This is a genomic window from Streptomyces sp. URMC 127, from assembly GCF_051386535.1.
GTDB lineage: Bacteria > Actinomycetota > Actinomycetes > Streptomycetales > Streptomycetaceae > Streptomyces.
Genome location: NZ_JBPQTW010000026.1, coordinates 1 through 17,476, shown reverse-complemented (window position 1 = coordinate 17,476; position 17,476 = coordinate 1). Strand labels below are relative to the sequence as shown.

Here is a 17,476-nt window from a genome sequence, read left to right as displayed (position 1 = left end):
GCCAGCGCGGTCCGGAGCAGTCTCCACCCCGTCCTGGGAGGACCACTTCACATGGCCAAGATCATCGCGTTCGACGAGGAGGCACGGCGCGGTCTCGAGCGCGGGATGAACCAGCTCGCCGACGCCGTCAAGGTCACCCTCGGCCCCAAGGGCCGGAACGTCGTCCTCGAGAAGAAGTGGGGCGCCCCCACGATCACCAACGATGGTGTCTCCATCGCCAAGGAGATCGAGCTCGAGGACCCGTACGAGAAGATCGGCGCCGAGCTGGTCAAGGAGGTCGCGAAGAAGACGGACGACGTCGCCGGTGACGGCACGACGACCGCGACCGTCCTCGCCCAGGCGCTCGTCCGCGAGGGTCTGCGCAACGTGGCCGCCGGCGCCAACCCGATGGCCCTGAAGCGCGGCATCGAGAAGGCCGTCGAGGCCGTCTCCGCCGCCCTGCTCGAGCAGGCCAAGGACGTGGAGACCAAGGAGCAGATCGCCTCCACCGCCTCCATCTCCGCCGCCGACACCCAGATCGGCGAGCTCATCGCCGAGGCCATGGACAAGGTCGGCAAGGAAGGCGTCATCACCGTCGAGGAGTCCCAGACCTTCGGTCTGGAGCTGGAGCTCACCGAGGGTATGCGCTTCGACAAGGGCTACATCTCGGCGTACTTCGCCACCGACATGGAGCGTATGGAGGCCTCCCTCGAGGACCCGTACATCCTGATCGTCAACTCGAAGGTCGGCTCGGTCAAGGACCTGCTGCCGCTCCTCGAGAAGGTCATGCAGTCCGGCAAGCCGCTGCTGATCATCGCCGAGGACGTCGAGGGCGAGGCCCTGTCGACCCTGGTCGTCAACAAGATCCGCGGCACCTTCAAGTCCGTCGCCGTCAAGGCCCCGGGCTTCGGCGACCGCCGCAAGGCCATGCTCGGCGACATCGCCATCCTCACGGGCGGCACGGTCATCTCCGAGGAGGTCGGCCTCAAGCTGGAGAACGCCGGTCTCGACCTGCTCGGCCGCGCCCGCAAGGTCGTCATCACCAAGGACGAGACGACCATCGTCGACGGTGCCGGTGACAGCGAGCAGGTCCAGGGCCGCGTCAACCAGATCCGCGCCGAGATCGAGAACAGCGACTCCGACTACGACCGCGAGAAGCTGCAGGAGCGTCTGGCGAAGCTGGCCGGCGGCGTGGCCGTCATCAAGGCCGGTGCCGCCACCGAGGTGGAGCTCAAGGAGCGCAAGCACCGCATCGAGGACGCCGTCCGCAACGCCAAGGCCGCCGTCGAGGAGGGCATCGTCGCCGGTGGTGGCGTGGCCCTGCTGCAGGCCTCCGCGGTCTTCGAGAAGCTGGAGCTCGAGGGCGACGAGGCCACCGGTGCCGCCGCCGTCAAGCTGGCCCTGGAGGCCCCGCTCAAGCAGATCTCGGTCAACGCCGGCCTCGAGGGCGGCGTCATCGTGGAGAAGGTGCGCAACCTGACCCCGGGCCACGGTCTGAACGCCGCGACCGGCGAGTACGTCGACATGATCGCCGAGGGCATCATCGACCCGGCCAAGGTCACGCGCTCCGCGCTGCAGAACGCCGCGTCCATCGCCGCGCTGTTCCTGACCACCGAGGCCGTCATCGCCGACAAGCCGGAGAAGGCCGCCGCGGCCGCTCCGGGCGGCATGCCGGGCGGTGACATGGACTTCTGATCCGCACCGGATCAGCTGTCCTGAGCAGTGCTGAGTGGTATTGACCACCAGCACTGAGCAGCACCGAGCAGTACGTGTCCGAGGGCGGCGCCCCCTGAAGAGGGGGTGCCGCCCTCGGGCCGTTTCAGGCGCCCGGGGCGCCCCGTTCGGCGTTCAGCTCGCGCAGCGACGCACGGCTCAGCCCGAACGCGTACGTCAGCACGAACCCCGCCGCGTAGCCGGTCAGCAGCCCCGCCCCGTAGACGGCCACCGCCCGGACGAGGCCGTGGCTGCCGCTCAGCAGCGGGAAGAGGGCCCAGCCCGACGGGCCGATCGCGGTCGAGCCGACCGGGTCGCCGAGCTGGCCCAGCAGCCCCACGAAGCCCCCGCCGAACGCCCCGCCCGCACACGCCGTGACGAACGGACGGCCCAGGGGGAGCGAGACGCCGTAGATCAGGGGCTCGCCGATGCCCAGGAGGGCGGCCGGGAGGGCGGAGCGGACCGTCCTGCGCACCGAGCCGTTGCGCGGCAGCCGCGCGTAGACCGCGAGGGCCGCGCCCACCTGGCCCGCGCCCGCCATCGCGAGGATCGGCAGGAGGACCGTGTGGCCCTGCTGCTCGATGAGCGTCGCGTGGACGGGGATGAGGGCCTGGTGCAGGCCCAGCATCACCAGGGGCAGGAACAGGCCGCCCAGGACGAAACCGGCCGCCGCGCCGCCGTTCGCCAGCAGCCGGTCGGTGAAGCCGCCGACGGCGCCGGCGGCCGCGCCCGCCGCGTACATCAGCCCGTAGAGCGTGGCCAGGCCCGCCACCAGGACCGTCACCGCCGGGGTGAGCAGCACGTCCAGGGCCTCGGGGACCCGGGCCCGGCACCAGCGTTCGACGTGCGCGGCGAGCAGGGCCGCGGCCAGCGCCCCGAGCACCCCGCCCTGGCCGGGGTGGAGCCGCTCGCCGAACGCGCTCACCCGCTCCACGCCCGGGAAGACGATGACCGCCGCGACGGCCCCGCCCAGGACCGGGGTGCCGCCGAACTCCTTGGCCGTGTTGTAGCCGACGAAGACGGCGATGAGCGACATGAAGCCCGACGCGCAGGCCGCCAGGGCGGCGGCGAGCGCGGGCAGCCGGTGCAGGTTGGCGAGCAGGCCGGCCAGGCCCGCCACGACGCCGCAGCCGATCAGGGCCGGGATCAGCGGCACGAAGATCTGCGCGATCCGGCGCAGGAACCGCTTCACCGGCGTCGCGTTGCGGGCCCTGTGCCCGGCCCGGATGGCCGCGCCGCGCTCGGCCAGCGCCTGTGCGGTGACGGGCTCCAGGTGCCGCGCGAGCTCCGGCGCGACCTTGGCCACCGCGCCCGGACCGAGGACGATCTGCAGCGCCGGGCCGTCCTCCACCACGCCCAGGACCCCCGGCAGGGCGCGCAGTTCGGTGCGGCGGACGGCCGAGGGGTCCAGGACGGTTACGCGCAGGCGCGTCATGCAGTTCGTGACGGACGTGAGGTTGCCGGCGCCGCCGAGGAGGGGGAGGAGGGCGGCCGCGGTGGTGTCGCGGCCCCCCTCCCGCGCCCCCGGCGGGTCGTCGACCGGGGCCACGGCGCTAGCCCCCCGCCGCGCGGAGCGCCGTGCGCAGGTGGCCGCCGGACTCGGTGAGCAGACGGGTGGCCGTGCGGCCGTCGACGCCGCCCAGGACCACGAGGATCGCGTTCTTCACCTCGCCGCCGGTCTCCGTCAGGGCGTCCTCTATCTCCCGCTCCGAGGCGCCGGTGGCGAGGGCGACGATGTGCCGGGAGCGGGCGCGCAGCTTGTCGTTGGAGGCCCGCACGTCCACCATCAGGTTCCCGTACGTCTTGCCGAGCCGGATCATGGTGATCGTCGAGAGCATGTTGAGGACGAGCTTCTGGGCGGTGCCGGCCTTCAGCCGGGTGGAGCCCGTGAGCAGCTCGGGCCCGGTGACGACCTCGATGGCGTGCTCGGCGGCCCGGCCCAGCTCCGAACCGGCGTTGCAGGCCAGGCCGATGGTCAGCGCCCCGGCCGCGCGGGCGTGTTCGACGGCCCCGACGGCGTACGGGGTGCGGCCGGAGGCGGAGACGCCGACGACGGTGTCGGCCGGGCCGATGCCGAGTGCGGCCAGATCGCCCGCGGCCAGCTCCCTGCTGTCCTCGGCACCCTCGACGGCGGTGACGAGCGCCGCGGCGCCGCCCGCGATCACGCCCGTGACCTGCGAGGGGTCGGTGTTGAAGGTGGGCGGGCACTCGCTCGCGTCGAGCACTCCGAGGCGGCCGGCGGTGCCCGCGCCCGCGTAGACGAGCCGCCCGCCGCGGGCCATCCGGGCGGCCGTCGCGTCGACGGCCGCGGCGATCTCGGGCAGCCGCCCGGCGACGGCGGCGGCCACGCCGGCGTCCTCGCCGTTCATGATCCGCGCGATGTCGAGGGTGGGCAGCCGGTCGATGTCGGCGAGCTCGGGCCGGAACGCCTCGGTGGTGAGCGCGGCGAGTTCGTCGCGGAGGGCGCGGGGTGCTTGCGGTGCGCCGGAGGGGGCGGAGGGGCTGGAGGGGCCGGACGGCGCGGCTGATGCGGATGACGACGCTGAAGGGGCCATGGGCGGACGGCTCTTTCCGTGCGGGCCGGGCGGGCCGGCTTCGGTCAGCGCGGGGAGCGCGGGGCGTGTCGGTGGGCGAGCGCTTCGTACGAGGCCGACAGGGCCGGCGCCGCGGTCTCGTACGTCCGCTGGGCGACGCCTATGAACAGGCAGTCCACGACGAGGAGCTGGCTGGTGCGGCTCGACATGGCCGCCGGGCGCAGCTCGCTCTCCCGGGCGGAGGCGGTGGTGAGCACGTGGTCCGCGTACTGGGCGATCTCGCCCTCCGGGCGGCCGGTGATCGCGAGCGTCGTCGCGCCGTGCTCGAAGGCGACCCGCAGCGGCTCGATGACGTCGGTGGTCCGGCCCGAGTGGGTGATGGCGACGGCGACGTCGCCCGCGCGCAGCTGGACGGCGTTGGTGACGGCGAGGTGGGGGTCGGCGGGCGCGTGGGCGATCAGGCCGATGCGCAGCAGCTTCTGGACGAGGTCCTGGCTGACCAGGTGGGACGCGCCGATGCCGTAGACGTCGATGCGCCGGGCGCCGGCGAGCGCGGCGACGGCGGCCTCCAGCTGGGCGGTGTCGAGGGCGGCGGCCGTGTCCGCCAGGCACTGGGCCTCCTCCTGGGCGAGCTTGGCGACGACGGCGGGCAGCGGGTCGTCGACCGCGATGTCGGCGGTGACGGCGGGCGCGCGGCCGGGCGCCTGCTCGGCGGCGAGCGCGGCGAGGGCGAGCCGCAGGTCGCGGTAGCCGGGGTAGCCGAGCAGGCGGGCGGTGCCCACGACGGTGGCCTCGCTGGTGCCCGTCCGCTCGGCCAGGCCGGTGACCGTGAGCGCGGCGGAGCCCGCGGGGTCCCCGGCGACGGCTTCGGCGACGCGCTGCATCGAGCGGGTCATGGAGGGGGCGAGGGTGCGGACCTTGGCGGCGAGGGCGCCGGGGGCGGGAGGCGCGGTGGGCGGTCCCGCCGACGGTCCCGCCGGAGCGGGGACGGGCCGCTCGCCACCCGTGGCGCGGCCCGTACCGCCCGCACCACCGGCTCCGGTAGTTTCTTTCACTTTGCTGCTCACCTTTTGAAAGGTATTTTCAGGGTGGTGAGCCGTCAACCGTCACCGTCCGGGACAATGGACCGTATGGAGCTCGAACAAGCGCTGCACACGGCGCGTGCCCTGATCCTCGCCGACCTCGTCGCGGGTGACGTGGCGGAGGCCGACGTCGTCTCGCTCGTCGAGGACGCGGTGGCGCAGCGGCGGTGGTGGGTCGAGCAGTGGCCGGAGGGCGCGGGGTTCGTGGTCGGGCTCATAGCCCAGGACGTGCAGGACGCCCTGCTGGAGCGGCACGGCCGCTGGCCGCTGTGCCCGGTCTGCTCCGACGGCGGTGACCTGCACGCGCTGGAGGTCGAGCCGGAGCTGGGCCCCGATCCGCACTGGGCGTGCACCAAGCAGACGGTCCTGGTCGCCCCGGTCGGTTCGCTCGGCGACGCGCTCCGGTGAGGCGCCGCGGATGACGCTGTACATCGACCCGCCCGTCTGGCCCGGGCACGGCCGCATGTGGTCCCACCTGATCAGTGACGTGTCCTTCGCGGAGCTGCACGCCTTCGCGGCGCGGCTCGGCGCGCCCGCGCGCGCGTTCGACCGCGATCACTACGACGTGCCGTCGACGTCCTACGGGGAGGCCGTGCGGCTCGGTGCGGTGGAGGCGAGCAGCAAGGAGCTGGTGCGGCTGCTGGTGGGCGCGGGGCTGCGGCGGCCTAAGCACGAGCGGCCGTAGGGGGCGGGGCTTTGGTCCTCAGCCGGTTCTCAGCCGGTCAGCAGGCCGAGCTCGGTGGTGACGTTGCGGCGCGCCACCGCTTCCCAGCGGTCGTAGCCGAGCGGCGTGCGGAAGAGGCGCGGGAGCTCCAGGAGCTGCCGCAGCACCGCCGAGCGGCCCTCGCGGAAGGCCGCGTCCGGCACGAAGCCGTACTCCTCCCGGATCGCGGCGGCGTAGGCGGCGTACTCCTCGGGGGTGCCCGCCAGCACGGCCAGGTCCGCGTCGGAGAGCACTTCGCCGTCGCGGTCACCGGCCGCCGGGTTGTGGCCGACGGTGAGCCGTACCAGCCGGGCGACCTCGGCCGTACGGGCGGCGCCGACGCCCAGCTCGGGCAGGGCGCGCTCGGCGAGGTGCGCGCTGCGCTCCTCGTTCTCGGAGCGGTCCGGGCGGTAGACGGCGTCGTGGAACCAGGCCGCGAGGCGGACGGCGTCGGCGTCGTCGGCGTGCGCGGCGAGCTCGTCGACCCGGTCCAGGACCGCCACGAGGTGGTCGACCGTGTGGTAGCGGCGCTGCGGCTCCGCCCAGCGGCGCAGCAGGTCGTCGGCGTACGGTCCCGGGTCCGGGGCGTCCTCCGCCGCGCCGGCGTGGCGGGCGCGGCCGACGGTCTCCTGCCAGCGGGCGCGGAGGGCGGGGCCGGACGGGTGCTCGCTCGGGGCTGTCATAGGCCAATTGTGGAACACGGCTTTCGGGGCGGGGCGCGGGTATGGCAGGCTGTGCAATATGTCTAGACCAATTCTTGAGGTGATCGCGCTCGACTCGCGGGACGCGAAGGCGGCGCAGGACGGCGGAGCGGACCGCCTCGAACTGGTCGCCGACATGGCCGCGGACGGGCTCACGCCGCCGCTGGAGACCTTCACCGCCGTCCGGGACGCCGTCACCATCCCCGTACGGGTCATGCTGCGCGCCACCGACGGCTTCTCCGCGGGTGACGCGGCCGCGCTGGCCGCCCTGTGCGACACCGCCCGGGCGCTGGTCGCGGAGGGCGCCTCCGAGTTCGTCCTCGGCTTCCTCACCGACGACGGCCGGGCCGACCTCACGGCCGTCGCCGCGCTCGCCGACGCGATCGGCCCGCGGGCGCGCTGGACCTTCCACCGCGCCATCGACCGGGCCGCGGACCGGGACGCCCTGCGCAAGCAGCTCGCCGACCTGCCCGGCCTGGACACCTTCCTGACGGCGGGCTCCCCGTCCGGCGTCGACGACGGCCTCGCGACGCTCCTCGCGGAGGCGGGCCGCTCGGACGAGCCCGGCTACGAGCCGCAGATCATGGTCGGCGGCGGCCTCCAGCTCAAGCACCTGCCGGTGCTGCGCGGCGGCGGCATCTCCGCCTTCCACATCGGCGGCGCGGCCCGCCCGGACGGCTGGTCGGGCCCGGTGGACGCGGGGTCGGTCAGAACGTGGCGCTCAGCCCTGGACGCGTAGCCGGCTCCGCCGTCCGGACGTACGGCACGCGCGGTCCCGCCGGGGTGCGGGCTCCGGGGTGGAGTCCGCCGTACCCCGTCTGCGGACGCCCGGCCGATCGCTCTCATGGGCAACCATCCGCTGCGTCAAGAGGGTGTAAAGATTGCCGGGGTCCGGCAATGTCTGTGGGGGCTTTCGCGGGTCATGCTGCTCTCGCGGGGGCGGGTGCGGCCGTTCAGGGCCGGGCTCGGTCTCTGCGTGACATCGCACGACCCTCGGGGAGACGCACCGTGACCATGCCGGAATCCAGCAATCCGTACGCCCGGCCGCAGCAGCCGTACGCGCCGTACCCGTACCCGCAGGCCCCCGTGGCGATGGAGATGCCCCGCGGGGTCAGGACGGCGCGCATCGGGCTCTACGTCCTCGGCGGGCTGAACGTGCTGGGCGGGGTGCTCATGCTGGGCGTGGCCGGCAGCGGGGCCGCCGGGGCCGGAGGGGCGTCCGCGGCCCAGCTGGTCGCCACCGGCTCGGTCGGCCTCGTGCTCAGCGTGGTCGCGTTCGTCGTCGCGGCGAAGTTCCGCAGCGGCGGCAACGGCGTACGGATCACCGGAGCGGTCGTCGGCGGGCTCGTCCTGCTCAACGCCCTGCTGGCCCTGGCGACGGGGCAGCTCACGGGCGGGCCCGGGCTGGCCATGGGAGCCCTCGTGCTGGTGGGGTGCCTGAAGAAGGAGGCGGCGGACTGGTTCACCCGGCCTCGCTCCTGACCGGCTCCGGGGCCGGCGATGCCGTCCCGTCCGGCAGCCCGCTGCCGGTCCGGACCGTCGCCGCGGGGCGGGTCGTGCCCGCCGCCAGTGCCATCGCCACCAGTCCCAGCGCCGACGCCCCCAGCGGGAACCAGCGCTCGCCCAGGAGCGCCATCAGCAGGCTGCCCGTTCCGCCGCCCGCGGCCATGCCCAGGTACAGCGCGCTGCTGTTGAGGGAGAGCAGCAGCGGGGCGTCCGCGGGGCGCAGGGTGGCCAGGCGGTGGGGCTGGGCCACCGAGATCGCCCAGCCCGCGAGCGGCACCGCCGCCGCGTAGACGAGCGCCCCCGTCATCGTCCGGCCCAGCCACGGCAGCGCCGCGAAGAACACGACCGAGACCACGCTGCCGGTCAGCAGGACCTTGCGCACGCCCCAGCGGTCCACGACGTGGCCGCCGAGCCAGCTGCCCGCGACGGAGGCGATGCCGGTCGCCAGCAGGACCGTGCTGAGCCGGTCCGCGTCGCCGCCGGTCGCCGGGCGGACGGCCGTGCCGAGGTAGATGTAGACGGACTGGAAGGCCACGAAGAACGCGAAGGTCGTCGCGACGGCCCCCAGCACCCGCTTGTCGCGCAGCGGCACCAGCCGCTCCCGCAGGCTCACCGCCCGGGCCGGGCCGGGCAGTTCGCGGAGGAAGGCGGCGAGGCCCAGCAGGGCCGCGGCGCCCAGCGCGGTGACCAGCCACATGGTCAGCCGCCAGTCGGCCCGGCCCACGTAGGTGCCGAGCGGCACGCCCAGCGCCGTGGCCACGGTCATTCCGCCGAGGACGGTCGCGATGGCCCGGCCGCGCCGCTCCGGCGGGACGAGGGTGGTGGCGGCCGCGCTGGCGTTCGGGCTGTAGAGCGCGGCTCCCGCGGCGGCCAGGACCCGGGTCGCGAGAAGCGTCGGATAGTCCGGGGCGAGCGCGCTCAGGGCGTTCGCGGCGGTGAAGACGGCGAGTGCCGTGAGCAGCAGGCGGCGGCGCGGCCAGCGGGCGGTCACGGCGGCGAGGAGCGGGGCCAGCAGCGCGTACGAGAGCGCGAAGACCGTCACCACCTGCCCGGCCGCGAGGACGGAGACGCCGAGGTCGTCGGCGACGCGGCCGAGGATGCCGGCCATGACCATGGTGTCGGTGCCCACGGCGAAGGTGCCGAGGGCGAGTAGGAGCAGTCGCAGACGCACAGGTTCCCCCTTCGATCCGCATCGTTGGATGCTCGTCAAACAATTGGGGATGGGTGGATAATTGTCAAACAGTTGCCGTGGGGGGTGAGGAGGGAAGAGCGATGCCGGACGAGTGGTTGCCGCAGCCCGCGACCGAGGACATCCAGCTGGTGAAGGTGCTGCACGCGCTCGGCGACCCGGTGCGCCTGCAGCTGTTGTCGATCTACATGGAGGGCCGGGAGGTCAGCTGCGCCCTGGAGGGGCTCGGCCTCGACCACCTGCACAAGTCCACGGTGTCGCACCACATGAAGGTGCTGCGCGAGGCGGGCGTGACCGCGACGCGCGTCGCCGGCCGCAACCGCTTCGTGCGGCTGCGGCGGGCCGACCTCGACCAGCGCTTCCCCGGGCTGCTGGACGCCCTGCTCAAGGGGCTCCGGGAAGGAAGCTGACCGCTCCCGGGGCGGCTACCCCAGCTACCCCAGCTGCCCCGGCAGCGGCTCCGCGTGCAGCACCGTCAGCCCCGACACCGCTCGCGTCAGCGCCACGTACAGCCGCCGCAGCCCCGTCCGCTCGTCCGGCTCGCCGGCCACGACCGCCGCCGGCTCGTCCAGCACCACGTAGTCGTACTCCAGGCCCTTCGCCAGGGACGCCGGCACGAGGGTCAGCCGGGCCTCCGCCGTCGTCTCCTCGCCCGGCGCCAGGTACGGCAGGCCCGCCTCCGTCAGCAGCGCGCCCAGCGCGCCGATCCGCGCGTCCGCCGCGATCAGGCCGGTCGAGCCCTCGCGCGTCAGCGACTCCCGGCACGCCGCCACGACCGCCGCGTCCAGCTCCCCGGCCGCCACCGCGCGCACGGAGAAGTCGCCGGCCGCCTCGCGGACCGACGTGGCCTCGGCCAGGCCCGGCGCGATGGCGGGCAGCAGCCGGGACGCGTAGGCGATCACCTCGCGCGGCACGCGGAAGCCCTGCGTGAGCTCCTCGACGGCCGCCTCCGGCTTGCCGAGGTGCGCGAGCGCCTCCTCCCAGCTCGCCGTCGCCCACGGCGTCGTGCCCTGCGCGAGGTCGCCCAGGATCGTCGCCGAGCCGGTCGTGCAGCGGCGGCCGACCGCGCGGTACTGCATGGGCGAGAGGTCCTGCGCCTCGTCGAGCACGACGTGGCCGAGCGACGGCGTGCGCGCCACCAGGTCCGCCGCCTCGTCGATCAGCACGGCGTCCGCCGCCGACCACTTCGCCGACTTCACGCCGCGCGCCGGCTTCGCCCAGAGGATCTCCGCCTGCTCCTCCGCCGTCAGCACGCCGTCCGCGTGCTCCGCCAGGAACTCCGCGTCGGACAGCAGCCGCAGCACCAGCTTCACCGGGTCGACCGCGGGCCAGACGGCCTTGACCGCCGCCTTCACGGCGGCGTTCCGCGCGACCGCGTCCTGCACCCGGTCGTCCGGCGCCTCCCCGGCCTGCTCCATGCGCACCAGCACGGCGTGCGCGATCCGCTGCGGCAGGGCCTCGCGCGCGGCGCCGTAACGGATGTCGCGCTCCAGCAGCTCGCGGACGATCTCCTCGACCTCGTACGCCGGCACCCGCCAGCGCCGCGAGCCGCGCACCACGACCACGGCCTCCTGGGGCATCGTCACCCCCGAGCGCACCGCGCGCCGCAGCACCTCCGCCATGCGGGCGTCGCCCTTGATCCGCGCGGCGGTCGCGGAATCGGTGCCCCGCACCTCCACGTGCGCGACCAGGTCGTCCACCGTCGCCTGCGCCACGTTCAACTCGCCCAGCGCGGGCAGCACTTGCTCGATGTAGTGCAGGAAGGACCGGTTCGGGCCGATGACGAGCGTGCCCGTACGCGCGAGCCGCTCGCGGTGGGCGTAGAGCAGGTACGCCACACGGTGCAGGCCCACCGCCGTCTTCCCCGTACCGGGAGCGCCCTGCACGCACACCGTGCCGCCGATGCCGGCGCGCACGATCTCGTCCTGCTCGGGCTGGATCGTCGCCACGATGTCCCGCATCGGGCCCACGCGCGGGCGCTCGATCTCCGCCTGCAGCAGCTTGCTCGCCTGATCGGCGCCCGCCGTGTCGGTCAGGTCCTCGTCCTCGTACGCGGTGAGGTCGCCGCCGGTGTAGCCGAAGCGGCGGCGCGTCCGCACGTCCATCGGCTCCTTCTTGGACGCGCGGTAGAACGGCTGCGAGACGGGCGCACGCCAGTCGATCACCATCGGGTCGCCGTCGGCGTCGTGGACGTGCCGCCGGCCGATGTAGAAACGCTCGCCCTCGGCCCCTTCGGCCTGATCCGCCCCCGGCGCGTGCGCGTAGTCCAGCCGCCCGAAGAACAGCGGCGTGTGCGCGAGGTCGGCCAGCGCCGTGATGCGGTCCTCGATCTGGCGCTGCAGGACGGCGGCGTTGACCCAGTTCGCCGTCACGTCCTTGATGTCGAGCGCCTGGACGTCCTCCCGCATGGCGCGCAGGGCGGCGCGGGAGGAGGCGAGATGGGCGCGCTCCCGCGCCAGCGGGTCGTCGTCGTTCACGGGCGTTACGGGCGCGGACACGGAAGAGCCTCCAGACGTACGGCGGAACGAAACGATCGGAAGCCGCCGGTTTCCGTCCGGTCGGCGGCCGCGCTCCCGGACGGCGGTGAACGCTGCGGGAGGCGGGCGGGAAGGGGAGAGTGTAGCCAGCGGCCCGGGGGCGCGCGAGTGATTTTCCCGCGCCCCCCGGGCCGTTGTCAGGGTCGGCGTCCTTCTCCCGTAGGGGACGCCATGATTCTCGAGTCGTACGCGCGGACCTGCGCTTTTACACCGGCAGGCCGATGTCCGGGGCGGTCCGGGAAACCATCATGGAGACATGAACACCGCAACCGGGAACCCGGACTCCGCCGCCACGACCGAAACCCCCTTCGCCCACGCCCTGCGCGCGATCAAGGCCTTCGCCGGCGCGGCCGTCAGCGTCGTTGTCCTCGGCCAGTACGCCGACGCCCGCAAGGCGTGAGCCTGTAAGGCCTGAGCCCGTACGGCGTGAGCCTGTAAGGCCTGAGCCCGTACGGCTTACGCCTCCTCCTCCGCGAGCAGCGCGTCCGCGTCCACGATCCGGTACGCGTACCCCTGCTCCGCCAGGAACCGCTGCCGGTGCGCCGCGAAGTCCTGGTCGATGGTGTCCCGGGCGACCACCGAATAGAAGCGCGCCTCGTGCCCGTCCGCCTTCGGGCGCAGCACCCGGCCGAGGCGCTGCGCCTCCTCCTGCCGGGAGCCGAAGGTGCCCGAGACCTGGATGGCGACCGTCGCCTCCGGAAGGTCGATGGAGAAGTTCGCGACCTTCGAGACGACGAGGACGGACAACTCGCCCTCGCGGAAGGCGTCGAAGAGCTTCTCGCGCTGGGCGTTGCTCGTCTCGCCCTTGATCACGGGCGCGTCGAGGTGCTCGCCCAGCTCGTCGAGCTGGTCGATGTACTGCCCGATGACCAGCGTCTGCTCGCCCTTGTGCCGGGCGACGAGCGCCTCGGTGACGCGCCGCTTGGTCGCGGTCGTCGCGCAGAAGCGGTACTTCTCCTCCGCCTCGGCCGTCGCGTAGGCGAGCCGCTCGGAGTCGGTGAGGTTGACGCGCACCTCCACGCAGTCCGCGGGCGCGATGTAGCCCTGCGCCTCGATCTCCTTCCACGGCGCGTCGAAGCGCTTCGGCCCGATGAGCGAGAAGACGTCCGACTCCCGGCCGTCCTCGCGCACGAGCGTCGCCGTCAGGCCCAGGCGGCGGCGCGCCTGCAGGTCCGCCGTGAACTTGAAGACCGGCGCCGGCAGCAGGTGCACCTCGTCGTAGACGACCAGGCCCCAGTCGCGGGAGTCGAACAGCTCCAGGTGCGGGTAGATGCCCTTCCGCTTGGTCGTGAGGACCTGGTACGTGGCGATGGTGACCGGCCGGATCTCCTTCTTCGTGCCGCTGTACTCGCCGATCTCGTCCTCGGTCAGCGACGTGCGCTTGACCAGCTCGTGCTTCCACTGGCGGGCCGAGACGGTGTTCGTGACGAGGATCAGCGTCGTCGCCTTGGCCTTGGCCATCGCCCCCGCGCCGACGAGCGTCTTGCCCGCGCCGCACGGCAGCACGACCACGCCCGACCCGCCGTGCCAGAAGCCGTCGACGGCCTGCTGCTGGTACGGCCGCAGCGCCCAGCCGTCCTCCCGCAGCTCGATCGGGTGGGCCTCGCCGTCCACGTAGCCCGCGAGGTCCTCCGCCGGCCAGCCCAGCTTGAGCAGCGTCTGCTTGATCTGCCCGCGCTCGGAGGGGTGCACGGCGACCGTGTCGGGGTCGATCCGGGCGCCGACGAGCGGCTGGATCTTCTTCGACCGGAGGATCTCCTCCAGGACGGGGCGGTCCGTGGACTCCAGGACCAGCCCGTGCGTCGGGTGCTTGACCAGCTTCAGCCGCCCGTAGCGGTCCATCGTCTCGGCGATGTCGACGAGGAGGGCGTGCGGCACGGGATAGCGGGAGTACGTGACGAGCGCGTCGACGACCTGCTCGGCGTCGTGGCCCGCCGCCCGGGCGTTCCACAGGCCCAGCGGCGTCACCCGGTAGGTGTGGATGTGCTCCGGGGCCCGCTCCAGCTCGGCGAAGGGGGCGATGGCGCGGCGGCAGGCGTCCGCCTGCTCGTGGTCCACCTCCAGGAGCAGCGTCTTGTCGCTCTGGACGATCAAGCAGGACACTCGTACCTCCACTACCGGGCCGGTCGCACGACCGGGCCCGGCCGGCCCTTCGCGCGAAACTCCTTAGTTTACCGGGTGGGCGGGGGCGGAGGGGGTGCGCGGAGCGGGAGCCGGACCGGGCTGAGGCCCGGCCGCCCTGCTCAGACGTGTTCGTCCGCCAGTTCCGCCACGCCCGTGATCCGGTGCAGCGGGTACGTGCGCACCTCGTCCGCCGTGTGGTCGTAGCCGGTCACGAAACCGCCCTCGACCCGTACCGGCGCGATCACGCGCTGGCTCGCCGCGCCTTCAGCGTTCACGTAGCCGATCCACACGGCCGACCCCGTGAGGACCGCGGCCTGCATCGTGGCGAGGGTCTCCGCGGACGTCGTACGGGGCAGGCCGCCCTCGGCCGGGGCGGGCGCGGCGGTGGCGGCGGGCGGCTTGCGCTCGGCCGTCGCGGCCATGTCACCGGCCCGGATCGCCCGTACGGCGGCGCCGAGCAGCGTCTCGTCGGGGGCCGGCGGGCCCTCCGGGACGGGGGCGGGTGCGGTGCGCGGCGGAGTGCGGCGCGCGTCGGCGCGCGTGACGACGACGTCGCCCTCCGCGGACTCGGCCGCCGGGGCGTACCCCATGTCCCGCAGGCCCTCCAGGAGGGCGTCCGGCGCGACCTGCGCGGCCAGCACGGTGGGGGCGAGACGGCGCAGGCGCAGCGGGGCGGAACGGCGGTCGGCGAGGATCTCCGCGAGCACCGCCTCGTCGTCGCAGCGCAGGTACGAGGAGGCCGCGCCGACCCGCAGGTGGCCGTGGCGGCGGGCCACGTCGTCCACCAGGTAGGCCAGCGGCTGGGGCACGGGCGTACGGGAGTGCTCGGTGAGGAACGCCTTGAGGTCGGCCGCGGTCTGCCCGGCGTCCAGCGCGCGGCGCACGGAGGCGGGCGTGAAGCGGTAGACCGTGGCGCCGCCCTTGGACTCGACGTCCGCGAGGACCGACAGCATCCGGGCGAGAGGCCGCTTCAGCGGGCCGGGGGCGACGGCCGTCAGGTCGGCCTGCAGCAGGATGTGGTCGAGCGGCTCGGGCAGGAGAGGGGCGAGAGCGGCGGCCGCGCGGACGGTGCGGGCGCCGGCTTCGGCGTCGGTGAGGGGGCGGTGGGGCGCGGCCCCGGTAGGGGTCCCGGCAGGGCCGCTGGCCGCATCTTCTTCCGGGCTGCCCAGGAGGGCCCGGCCCGGGCCCGACAGCGCGCCGCGGTTGGTGACGCCGAGCAGCTCGGCCTCGGCGAGCGCCCAGCGGGCCAGGCGGGTGCGCAGGTCCTCCGTGCCCGGCTCGGCCGGCGTGCGCGGCGGCCGCTCCCAGTGCAGGCGGGCCAGCAGGGTCTCCGGCGCCACCGACGTGCCGGGCGGGAGCGAGGCCAGGAGAGTGAGGACGCGGTGGCGGACCTCGGGGGCCGGGGCGCGGTCCAGGTCCGGGCCGAGGGCGTTGAGCAGGCGCGACTTCGCGTCCCGGCCGCCGGCCAGGCCCGCGGTGCGGGTGGCGGCGAGCCAGGCTCCGGCCAGGCGGGCCCAGCGCTGCTCGGCGGGCAGGTGCAGCCAGTCGTCGTACGCGGGGGTGGGCGCGTACCGCTCGTCGACCTCGCCGTCGGAGGCGAGCAGCCCCGCCGCGTACGCCAGCTCGATCCAGAACGCGGCCGCGGCCTCCGTGGTGTCGAGGAGAGCCGCGGCGCGCTTGAGGTCGCGGGCGCTCAGGCCGCCCGCGCGCAGCACGAGCGGGCCGTCCGACTCCCAGGACGTCAGCAGCTCCTCCACGGCGGACAGGGCGGCGAAGGCCTGCCCGGCGGCGGTCGCGTCCACGGTGTGCGCGGAGTGCGGGGTGGCCGGGGCGAGCTCGGGCGCGGTGGGCTCGGGGGCGCGGTGCGCGCGGCCGGCGCGCAGGTGCAGGGCGACCTCGCGGGGGAGCACGACGCTGCCGGTCGCGGCGGGCAGCAGCAGACCGCGGTCGAGGAGCCAGCGCAGGTGCGGGGCGGGGTCGGCGGTGACCGTGCCGTACGGCGGGCCCCACAGGAGGCGGTCGAGGACGGCGGTGGCCTCCCGGGGCGCCTGCGCCAGCAGCTCCGCCATGCGGACGCGGTCCTCGAAGAGGGCGGTCAGCGCCGCGACCGCCGACACCGGGTCGTGCGTGCCCGGCAGGCCCGCCGCGGTGATGATCTGCTGCAGGCGGCCCGGCGACATGCCGGCCGTGGCCTCCGCGACGGTCGGGCCGAGGCCGGTGGGGGAGGGGTGCGCGGCGCTCGGCGCGAGCAGCTCGCGGGCGGTACGGACCAGGCGCAGCCGGTCCTCGGTGCCCCACACGAGGGCCTGGTCGCGGAGCGTGGCGACGGCGCCGGGCAGGGCTTCCGCGACGCGGGGGTCGCCGGGGGCGTCGCCCGTCATGAGGGCGCTGAGCGTGCTGTACGGGCAGGGGTCCGGGGCTACGGCGAGGGCCTCCGCCGTCTGCTGCGCGAAGCGGTCCAGGCGCTCCAGGGCGCGCAGGACGGAGGCGCGGGTGCCGGCGCGGGTCGCGAGGAGGGTGAGGTCGCCGGGGACGGGGTGCAGCAGATCGGGCCGGGCGCGCAGCAGGCGGGCGAGCGCCTCGTCGGGCCGCGTCCGCAGCTCCTCGGCCAGCGTCCGCGGCCCGCCGCGTGCGGCGCCGTTCGCGTCGCTGCGTGCGTCGCTGCCGCTCCTGCCTGTCTCCCGCGGTGTGGTCATTCTGTTTACGGTACCGGGTTGCGGGGCGCTGGCCAGGGGGTTGACGGGGGCGGCCGTGTGTGTGGGGCCGCCTGTTACGTTGGCGTGCTCATGGTGAAGTGCGGAAGGGAATGTCGTGCGTAAGGCAGCGTGGATGACGGCTGTGACTTCGGCTGCGGCCGCCGCCGTCGTTCTGGTCGCCGGGTGTGGCGGGGACGGGGGTTCGAAGGCGGAGAAGGCGAAGCCTGCCGAGGCACCGGCGAAGAGCGCTCCGGCGAAGGACGTTCCGGCGAAGGATGCTCCGGCGAAGGGCTCGCTCGTTGCGCGGGCCGCCGGCTCCTGGAAGTCGATCGGCACCCCCGGGGACGACACGCTGGACACCCTCACCGTCACCGGCGACAAACTCACCGCCAAGGGCGCGAAGCTGTCCTGTACGGGCACGGTCGCGCCGGGGCCCGAGAAGAACGGCCGGGAGACGGCGAACGTGACCCTCACCTGCGAGGGCGGCAAGGACGGCAACCGCGGCCCCGGCCACCTGCAGGTGAAGCCCGACGGCTCGGCCCTGTACATCGACTACGACGGCCCCGAGGGCGGCTGGGGCGGCCCCACGGACAGCTACCGGCGGGCTTGACCGGGGTGCGCGGGCTGCGGTTCCGGCTGCGGTGCGGGGCCGTATATTTACGGCGCCGTGCCCTCTTGCGTGGTGGCACCCGGCACTTGGCGCCACAAATAC

Annotated in this window: 16 protein-coding genes; 8 read left to right on the top strand and 8 right to left on the bottom strand. The window is 74.5% G+C overall.

Annotation, left to right across the window (positions count from 1 at the left end):
* The first annotated feature begins 51 nt into the window (after positions 1–51).
* Complete coding sequence (groL, locus tag ACSNOH_RS09130; RefSeq protein ID WP_436720728.1) at positions 52–1,674, top strand: chaperonin GroEL; 1,623 nt, start codon at positions 52–54, stop codon at positions 1,672–1,674.
* Between the two features lie 124 nt (positions 1,675–1,798).
* Here the strand turns inward: groL and ACSNOH_RS09125 are convergent, their stop codons facing one another.
* From ACSNOH_RS09125 to ACSNOH_RS09115, 3 genes are read right to left on the bottom strand one after another with little or no spacing between them, the layout of a single operon-like run.
* Positions 1,799–3,241 (bottom strand): PTS transporter subunit EIIC, encoded by a 1,443-nt coding sequence (locus ACSNOH_RS09125; RefSeq protein WP_436720727.1) that lies wholly within the window; start codon positions 3,239–3,241, stop codon positions 1,799–1,801.
* A gap of 4 nt (positions 3,242–3,245) precedes the next feature.
* Positions 3,246–4,247 carry an N-acetylmuramic acid 6-phosphate etherase gene (gene murQ / locus ACSNOH_RS09120; RefSeq protein ID WP_436720726.1) on the bottom strand — a complete coding sequence of 334 codons (1,002 nt, stop codon included), beginning with the start codon at positions 4,245–4,247 and terminating at the stop codon, positions 3,246–3,248.
* Positions 4,248–4,291: 44 nt separating this feature from the next.
* Entirely contained in the window at positions 4,292–5,293 is a 1,002-nt protein-coding gene (locus ACSNOH_RS09115; RefSeq protein ID WP_436720725.1) for a MurR/RpiR family transcriptional regulator, read from the bottom strand.
* Between the two features lie 54 nt (positions 5,294–5,347).
* Between ACSNOH_RS09115 and ACSNOH_RS09110 the strand changes: the two genes are divergently transcribed.
* Together ACSNOH_RS09110 and ACSNOH_RS09105 are read left to right on the top strand one after the other, a co-directional pair.
* On the top strand, positions 5,348–5,716 hold the full coding sequence (locus tag ACSNOH_RS09110; RefSeq protein ID WP_436720724.1) for a hypothetical protein: 369 nt from the start codon (positions 5,348–5,350) through the stop codon (positions 5,714–5,716).
* Positions 5,717–5,726: 10 nt separating this feature from the next.
* Positions 5,727–5,993 carry a DUF4031 domain-containing protein gene (locus ACSNOH_RS09105; RefSeq protein ID WP_436720723.1) on the top strand — a complete coding sequence of 89 codons (267 nt, stop codon included), beginning with the start codon at positions 5,727–5,729 and terminating at the stop codon, positions 5,991–5,993.
* 29 nt (positions 5,994–6,022) lie between these two features.
* Here ACSNOH_RS09105 and ACSNOH_RS09100 read toward each other — a convergent pair whose 3' ends face one another.
* Positions 6,023–6,694, bottom strand: coding sequence for an HD domain-containing protein (locus ACSNOH_RS09100; RefSeq protein ID WP_436720722.1), 672 nt, complete (start codon positions 6,692–6,694; stop codon positions 6,023–6,025).
* A gap of 58 nt (positions 6,695–6,752) precedes the next feature.
* Here ACSNOH_RS09100 and ACSNOH_RS09095 point away from each other — a divergent pair, with 58 nt between their 5' ends.
* Complete coding sequence (locus ACSNOH_RS09095; RefSeq protein ID WP_436720721.1) at positions 6,753–7,451, top strand: copper homeostasis protein CutC; 699 nt, start codon at positions 6,753–6,755, stop codon at positions 7,449–7,451.
* A gap of 269 nt (positions 7,452–7,720) precedes the next feature.
* On the top strand, positions 7,721–8,194 hold the full coding sequence (locus ACSNOH_RS09090; protein ID WP_436720720.1) for a hypothetical protein: 474 nt from the start codon (positions 7,721–7,723) through the stop codon (positions 8,192–8,194).
* Here ACSNOH_RS09090 and ACSNOH_RS09085 read toward each other — a convergent pair.
* Complete coding sequence (locus ACSNOH_RS09085) at positions 8,175–9,389, bottom strand: MFS transporter (protein WP_436720719.1); 1,215 nt, start codon at positions 9,387–9,389, stop codon at positions 8,175–8,177. The genes ACSNOH_RS09090 and ACSNOH_RS09085 overlap by 20 nt on opposite strands.
* Positions 9,390–9,490: 101 nt before the next feature.
* Between ACSNOH_RS09085 and ACSNOH_RS09080 the strand changes: the two genes are divergently transcribed.
* The gene (locus tag ACSNOH_RS09080; protein ID WP_436720718.1) at positions 9,491–9,817 is read left to right on the top strand and encodes an ArsR/SmtB family transcription factor; all 327 of its coding nucleotides are present in this window, start codon (positions 9,491–9,493) and stop codon (positions 9,815–9,817) included.
* Positions 9,818–9,841: 24 nt separating this feature from the next.
* Here ACSNOH_RS09080 and ACSNOH_RS09075 read toward each other — a convergent pair whose 3' ends face one another.
* A complete protein-coding gene (locus ACSNOH_RS09075) occupies positions 9,842–11,905 on the bottom strand; it encodes a HelD family protein (protein ID WP_436720717.1) in 2,064 nt (687 codons plus the stop codon).
* A 295-nt stretch (positions 11,906–12,200) separates the two neighbouring features.
* Here ACSNOH_RS09075 and ACSNOH_RS09070 point away from each other — a divergent pair, with 295 nt between their 5' ends.
* Complete coding sequence (locus ACSNOH_RS09070) at positions 12,201–12,344, top strand: hypothetical protein (protein ID WP_436720716.1); 144 nt, start codon at positions 12,201–12,203, stop codon at positions 12,342–12,344.
* Between the two features lie 56 nt (positions 12,345–12,400).
* Here the strand turns inward: ACSNOH_RS09070 and ACSNOH_RS09065 are convergent, their stop codons facing one another.
* On the bottom strand, positions 12,401–14,047 hold the full coding sequence (locus ACSNOH_RS09065) for a DNA repair helicase XPB (RefSeq protein ID WP_436720715.1): 1,647 nt from the start codon (positions 14,045–14,047) through the stop codon (positions 12,401–12,403).
* Between the two features lie 140 nt (positions 14,048–14,187).
* On the bottom strand, positions 14,188–16,764 hold the full coding sequence (locus ACSNOH_RS09060) for a helicase-associated domain-containing protein (protein ID WP_436720714.1): 2,577 nt from the start codon (positions 16,762–16,764) through the stop codon (positions 14,188–14,190).
* A 133-nt stretch (positions 16,765–16,897) separates the two neighbouring features.
* Here ACSNOH_RS09060 and ACSNOH_RS09055 point away from each other — a divergent pair, with 133 nt between their 5' ends.
* A complete protein-coding gene (locus ACSNOH_RS09055; RefSeq protein ID WP_436720713.1) occupies positions 16,898–17,374 on the top strand; it encodes a hypothetical protein in 477 nt (158 codons plus the stop codon).
* The last annotated feature ends 102 nt before the right edge of the window (positions 17,375–17,476 follow it).

What these genes read in the sequence shown, in the direction of transcription:
- ACSNOH_RS09080 (WP_436720718.1), top strand. Translation starts at nt 9,491, where the DNA reads ATGCCGGACGAGTGGTTGCCGCAGCCCGCGACCGAGGACATCCAGCTG.
- ACSNOH_RS09105 (WP_436720723.1), top strand. Translation starts at nt 5,727, where the DNA reads ATGACGCTGTACATCGACCCGCCCGTCTGGCCCGGGCACGGCCGCATG.
- ACSNOH_RS09100 (WP_436720722.1), bottom strand. Translation starts at nt 6,694, where the DNA reads ATGACAGCCCCGAGCGAGCACCCGTCCGGCCCCGCCCTCCGCGCCCGC.
- ACSNOH_RS09060 (WP_436720714.1), bottom strand. Translation starts at nt 16,764, where the DNA reads ATGACCACACCGCGGGAGACAGGCAGGAGCGGCAGCGACGCACGCAGC.
- ACSNOH_RS09055 (WP_436720713.1), top strand. Translation starts at nt 16,898, where the DNA reads ATGACGGCTGTGACTTCGGCTGCGGCCGCCGCCGTCGTTCTGGTCGCC.
- groL (WP_436720728.1), top strand. Translation starts at nt 52, where the DNA reads ATGGCCAAGATCATCGCGTTCGACGAGGAGGCACGGCGCGGTCTCGAG.
- ACSNOH_RS09095 (WP_436720721.1), top strand. Translation starts at nt 6,753, where the DNA reads ATGTCTAGACCAATTCTTGAGGTGATCGCGCTCGACTCGCGGGACGCG.
- ACSNOH_RS09070 (WP_436720716.1), top strand. Translation starts at nt 12,201, where the DNA reads ATGAACACCGCAACCGGGAACCCGGACTCCGCCGCCACGACCGAAACC.
- murQ (WP_436720726.1), bottom strand. Translation starts at nt 4,247, where the DNA reads ATGGCCCCTTCAGCGTCGTCATCCGCATCAGCCGCGCCGTCCGGCCCC.
- ACSNOH_RS09110 (WP_436720724.1), top strand. Translation starts at nt 5,348, where the DNA reads ATGGACCGTATGGAGCTCGAACAAGCGCTGCACACGGCGCGTGCCCTG.